Source organism: Sphingobium sp. IP1 (assembly GCF_002708645.1).
GTDB lineage: Bacteria > Pseudomonadota > Alphaproteobacteria > Sphingomonadales > Sphingomonadaceae > Sphingobium > Sphingobium yanoikuyae.
This window is the reverse complement of sequence record NZ_NOIW01000195.1, coordinates 1-4,803: the sequence shown is the minus strand read 5'-3', so window position 1 is coordinate 4,803 and position 4,803 is coordinate 1. Positions and strand designations below refer to the sequence as shown.

Sequence of the window (4,803 nt, the reverse complement as noted above, 5' to 3'; positions counted from 1 at the left end):
GCTGCCCGGATCGCCAGTATCTCGGGGTTCGTGATCTTCTTCGTCATCGTGTCATCTCCCTTCATCGTGCAGCACCATCGTGCGCCTGTTTGCAGGAGAGAAAAGACCTCAGCTAAACCACAACCGGCTCACGGCCGTCGCCCCGAGATGGACATAGGTGCGACAGATGAGCCAGGGCAGAAGCGAGGATCGCTTGCGCGGTCCCGTCAGACACAGGGATTCCGGAACCGAACCCTTTCGCTTCCCGGAATTCTACAACAAGGAGAAGCCTCGCCTCATGCGCTTCTTCACGCGCCAGCTCGGCAACCAGGCCGACGCCGACGAGCTGGCCCAGGAGGCTTTCACCCGCTTCGTGCGGGCTGCGCCCGTCCAGGCACTGGAGAGCCCGCAAGCCTATCTCACCCGCATCGCAACCAATTTGCTGCGCGATTTCATCGCGCGCGGCTCCACGCTTCTTTCAAAGCGATCGACACTGCTTGATGAGGATCTCGACCTCATTGCCGCCAGTGACACCCACCGCGAGACCCAGGCGCGCCAGGATCTAGCCCGCTGGAAGCTGATCCTCGCCCAGCTCAAGCCCGAGACGCTCGACATCTTCCTGCGAAACCGGGTCGAGGGACAGACCTATGTGGAGATCGCGAAGGAACTGGACGTTCCGCTCTGGGTGGTACAGAAACAGATGCTCAAAGCCATCAAGCATGTCGTAGCCCATCGCGAGGCCAATGATGACTGACGCAGGCGCTGCCCAAGCGGCGCGCGACAATCAGGAGGCGATGGAGTGGGCGATGCTCATCCTCGCCGATGGCCATGCCGTCCCCGATCCCACCGCGCTCGACAGGCTCGGCGAGCATCAGGCCGCCTTTTCCGCCTGGGTGGCGGCCGATCCGTCACGCAAGGCCCGTTATCTCGTCGCCGTTCGCGAAATGCTTGAGGCAGGCGGCGCCGCCGCCGAGCTCTACACGCGCCCTCGCCGGCAGAAGCAAGCTCAGGACAAGAGAGGCTTCCGCCCCTCCTTGCCTCTCGCCGCGTCGCTGGCCTTCATGCTCGTCGCTGGAGGCATCTGGTGGCGATCACAAGGCGATGCGCCATCGCTGATCACACAGAGCGAAGCCCGCACCCCGATCGAGACGCGGGTCGGAGAAGTGCGGACCGAGCGCCTCGCCGACGGCTCGTCCGTCATCCTCGACACCGACACGCTGCTTCTGGTGACCATGACCACCACACAGCGCAACGTGGAGATCAAGCGTGGGCGCGCGCGGTTTAGCGTCACGCGAGACGCCCAACGGCCGTTTCTCGTCCATGGCGCGGGAACCAACGTCACGAGCGAAGGCGGCAGCTTCGACATGACCGTCAGAAACGGCATCCGCATCAGCCCTGTCGAACGCGCGGTAAAAATATCCTTCACGCGCACGATCCCGAGCGATCAGGCAAAGCAACTTCAGCTGCGCCCCGGTCAGCTCCTCACCCTGAAGGCTGGACAAGCCACTGAGGTTGATGTCGTTTCTGCGCCTCGATCCGAGCAGCAATGGGCGACGGGCGTGAAGAGTTTCGACAATGTGCCGATTAGCGACGTCATCGCTGAAGCCAATAGCTATAGCGAGACCAAGATCGGGCTGGCGACGCCGGCACTTGGCCGCCGCGAGATATTCGCCGACATCGACATTCGCGACATCGAGCGGGTCGCACAGGCTATCAGCAACTTCCTTGATCTCACCATCGACCGATCGCAGCCCAACAAGCTTATTTTGACCAAAAAGAAGTAATATGGTCATCCAGATTTAACAAAGCCCATGGCCGTATTCCCTATCGATCCCCTAAAAGGGAGGTGATATCAAATAGGGACACATCATGGGCATCGTAAAGATTGCGCTACTGACCAGCGCTGTACTTTACATGGCGGCGGTTTCAGCGATGCGACTGCGCAGGAAACGTCAAAGACTTACGATCTTCCTGAACAGGATCTAGCAGCCCCGTTGCGCAGCGTTGCCCACAGCAGCGATTACCAACTCGTCGCCGACCCCAAGAGCCTCAAGGGCGCGCGCGCCATCGCTAGTCGGCGCCTACGCGGTCGCAGAAGCCGTGGCCGCACTCCTCGCGCCCTCGGGCCTCACCGCCGAAGTCAGGGATCGCACCATCACCCTGCAGGTGCGAGACGCGCCGTCGCGCGAGGAGGTAACCGGCGCGACGGATGTGCTGCTCTCGGTTACAGGTACGCGCATCAAGGGCGCGAAGATTTCATCGCCTGTTATCGTGGTCACGCAATCGGAAATGCGCCTCGCGGGACAAAATGATCTTGGCGAGGTTGTACGATCCATGCCTCAAAGTTTTGGAGGCGGGCAAAATCCGGGCGTCACCGGCGGTACGGTTGGCTTAGCCAATCAGAATCTGACAGGCGGTTCCAGCGCCAATCCGCGCGGCCTGGGCGCGGACGCGACCTTGACAACGGGGTCCGGTAACAGTGATTTCCTCGATCGCCGGCTCTTCGGCCGCTATCGCTGCCGCTGGCGGCGCCGACTGAGCCGTGGCAGCGCTGCTCATCACAAACGCCGCGGCGCACACGGACGCCTTCAGCCAGATATCCAAATCGGTTCGTGCGTTACGCATGATATCCCCCTGAAATTGCCACCCCTGCCGAGGTCTCCGGCTTTCGACAGAAAGAAGCTTCGGGATCGTGCAAGCGGGACGCAAGCGAAGCGGGCTTCATCGCCATTTGCATTAAAAGGCTTATTTATTAGCGCCTTGGAATAATTTCTTAGAACATGCTTAGACGGTGACAGGCGAATACGCGCACTATTGTCAGTCGCCAGGTGCGCCTGGCCGCACATCGATCGAGCCAACACGCATTGCTGCGCCCTCGCAGAACAGCAAGTGATTCTTCAGAATCTTCGGTCCGCCCGATTGTCCGGCATCAGCATCGATGACACGATCAACCGCAACAAGATCATCCCAATTCTTTTTCCCATATGATTTTCAAAAGGCTCGATTTCGCTGTGCTACGAGCTTATCGTCATCTGCCCTGTTGAATCGAAAGGATCATATGAACGGCTATGTAATATTCGAAGCGCCCGATGGCGACAGGATTGCCGTTAACGCAGATCGCGTGAATTTTGTCCTCCGATATAAAGGCGGCAACGTGGTGAGTGCCATAAATTTCGAAAAAGGAAATTATGTAGTTGTGAAGGGCAGCCTAGACGAGGTCTGCAAGGCATTGGCACAATCCTGATTCTCGGACCGGAGATTGCCCCGCGCCCGAGCGCAATTCGTCCATGCCAATTCGATTCCATTTGATATTTTCGTCGGGAGCGCTTGGGTCGCAACCGACGAATGGCACAAGGACAGAGAAGCTCGCCCTTTTTGTTTACCGCAGTCCGACGGCCGATCAGATAGAGACAATGGGCACCTGCCCGCTGCCAAACTATATCGAAGCGCTCACGGACAAGATGGCGAGACTATAATTGCCGCTCCGCGTAGATTTTCAGATAGCGGGCCACATCAGTCGATATGGAAAATAGGAACAATGCAGAACGAAAACGCTCAAAACCGCTCCCTTCTCTCCCTCACCGCGGATATTGTTCGCGCCAATATTTCGACAAAGCAGGTTAGCACCGAAGATCTATGTGACATGATCGCGAGAGTGCATGCCGCATTATCAAGCCTGAACGAAGGAGGCGGCTCGATGGCGTTGCCGCGAGATGCTCAACCAAGGCCGGCTGTCCCGATCGAGGAATCGGTCCAGCAGGATTTCATCATATGCCTGGAGGACGGAAAGAAGCTCAAGACACTCAAACGCCATCTTCGGGCACGCTATCAGATGAGTCCGGAAGATTATCGTGCCAAGTGGGGCCTGCCCCTCGACTACCCCATGGCAGCGCCAAATTATATCAATCAGCGGCGAATAGCAGCGCAAAATAATGGCCTTGGCCGGCGCCCCGCCAAGACCGTCAGCGTCGCCACTGCACCCGAAATGCCGGAAAAGGCCAAGACCACCGGTCGGAAAGAACGTCGCAAAAAGTCACAGTGAACACGACTTCACCGAACGCGTATATGCTGCCTCGCCAGGAAAAAACCTGGCTCTGGTCCAGGCCAGTTTAAGGATCCGACCAGTTCCCTCTCGGAGAAACGCGCACCCCGACCAATCCGAGTTGGCGGGAAGCTGGGGCCAGGTCACCCCAGCTTATCCAAGCCCTCATTGCAGCTCGTGCGATTTATCCACGCACAGCACTAGCCAGTCATTCCGCAGCAGCGAAATCTCCAGCCTTTCTATCCGCACGGGGCTTTCGCCCCAAGCCAATCCGGTGTGCCAGCGCGCGCCGCTGCGCGGCATGACTTGCGGCAACCATCGGATAATCCGGCGGCAGCCCCCATTTTGCACGGTATTCATCTGGCGTCATCTGATAGTGCGTCATCAGATACCGCTTGAGCATCTTGAGCTTCTTTCCGTCCTCGAGGCAAATAATATAATCAGGCCTGACCGACGCACGAACAGACACCGCTGGAACCAGAGATGCAGGCGCCGACGAAACGGGGACGGCGAGACCAGACAAGGCGGCATACACCCCCTCTATCAACGAGCCAATTTCGTCAACTTCGACCATGTTATGACTGACATGTGCCGCAACAATATCCGCGGTGAGCGTCACCATCTCGATCTGCGATCCCGAATTGCCAGCCATTTCGCGCCCCGTTATTTGCGATTCATTCTTGATCTTAACGACAATTCAGGCTCGTGTCATCGTCGCGCATATATATTTTTTTGTTTCGGTCGCCGAAATTAGCGATAGATGGTGCAACACATGTTACTAT

Annotated in this window: 6 protein-coding genes; 5 read left to right on the top strand and 1 reads right to left on the bottom strand. The window is 57.9% G+C overall.

Annotated features, from left to right (window positions below; translation table 11 throughout):
- The first annotated feature begins 166 nt into the window (after positions 1–166).
- From CG471_RS28945 to CG471_RS28925, 5 genes are all read left to right on the top strand, one after another.
- Positions 167–733, top strand: coding sequence for an RNA polymerase sigma factor (locus CG471_RS28945; protein ID WP_099234564.1), 567 nt, complete (start codon positions 167–169; stop codon positions 731–733).
- Positions 734–785: 52 nt separating this feature from the next.
- Positions 786–1,763: a FecR family protein gene (locus CG471_RS28940; RefSeq protein ID WP_257211733.1), complete on the top strand. Its 978-nt coding sequence runs from the start codon at positions 786–788 to the stop codon at positions 1,761–1,763.
- 316 nt (positions 1,764–2,079) lie between these two features.
- Complete coding sequence (locus CG471_RS30425) at positions 2,080–2,748, top strand: hypothetical protein (RefSeq protein WP_143560311.1); 669 nt, start codon at positions 2,080–2,082, stop codon at positions 2,746–2,748.
- A gap of 289 nt (positions 2,749–3,037) precedes the next feature.
- On the top strand, positions 3,038–3,223 hold the full coding sequence (locus tag CG471_RS28930) for a hypothetical protein (protein WP_081331821.1): 186 nt from the start codon (positions 3,038–3,040) through the stop codon (positions 3,221–3,223).
- A 294-nt stretch (positions 3,224–3,517) separates the two neighbouring features.
- Complete coding sequence (locus tag CG471_RS28925; protein WP_099234561.1) at positions 3,518–4,021, top strand: MucR family transcriptional regulator; 504 nt, start codon at positions 3,518–3,520, stop codon at positions 4,019–4,021.
- A 208-nt stretch (positions 4,022–4,229) separates the two neighbouring features.
- Here CG471_RS28925 and CG471_RS28920 read toward each other — a convergent pair whose 3' ends face one another.
- Positions 4,230–4,673 (bottom strand): MucR family transcriptional regulator, encoded by a 444-nt coding sequence (locus tag CG471_RS28920; protein WP_099234560.1) that lies wholly within the window; start codon positions 4,671–4,673, stop codon positions 4,230–4,232.
- Positions 4,674–4,803: the final 130 nt, after the last annotated feature.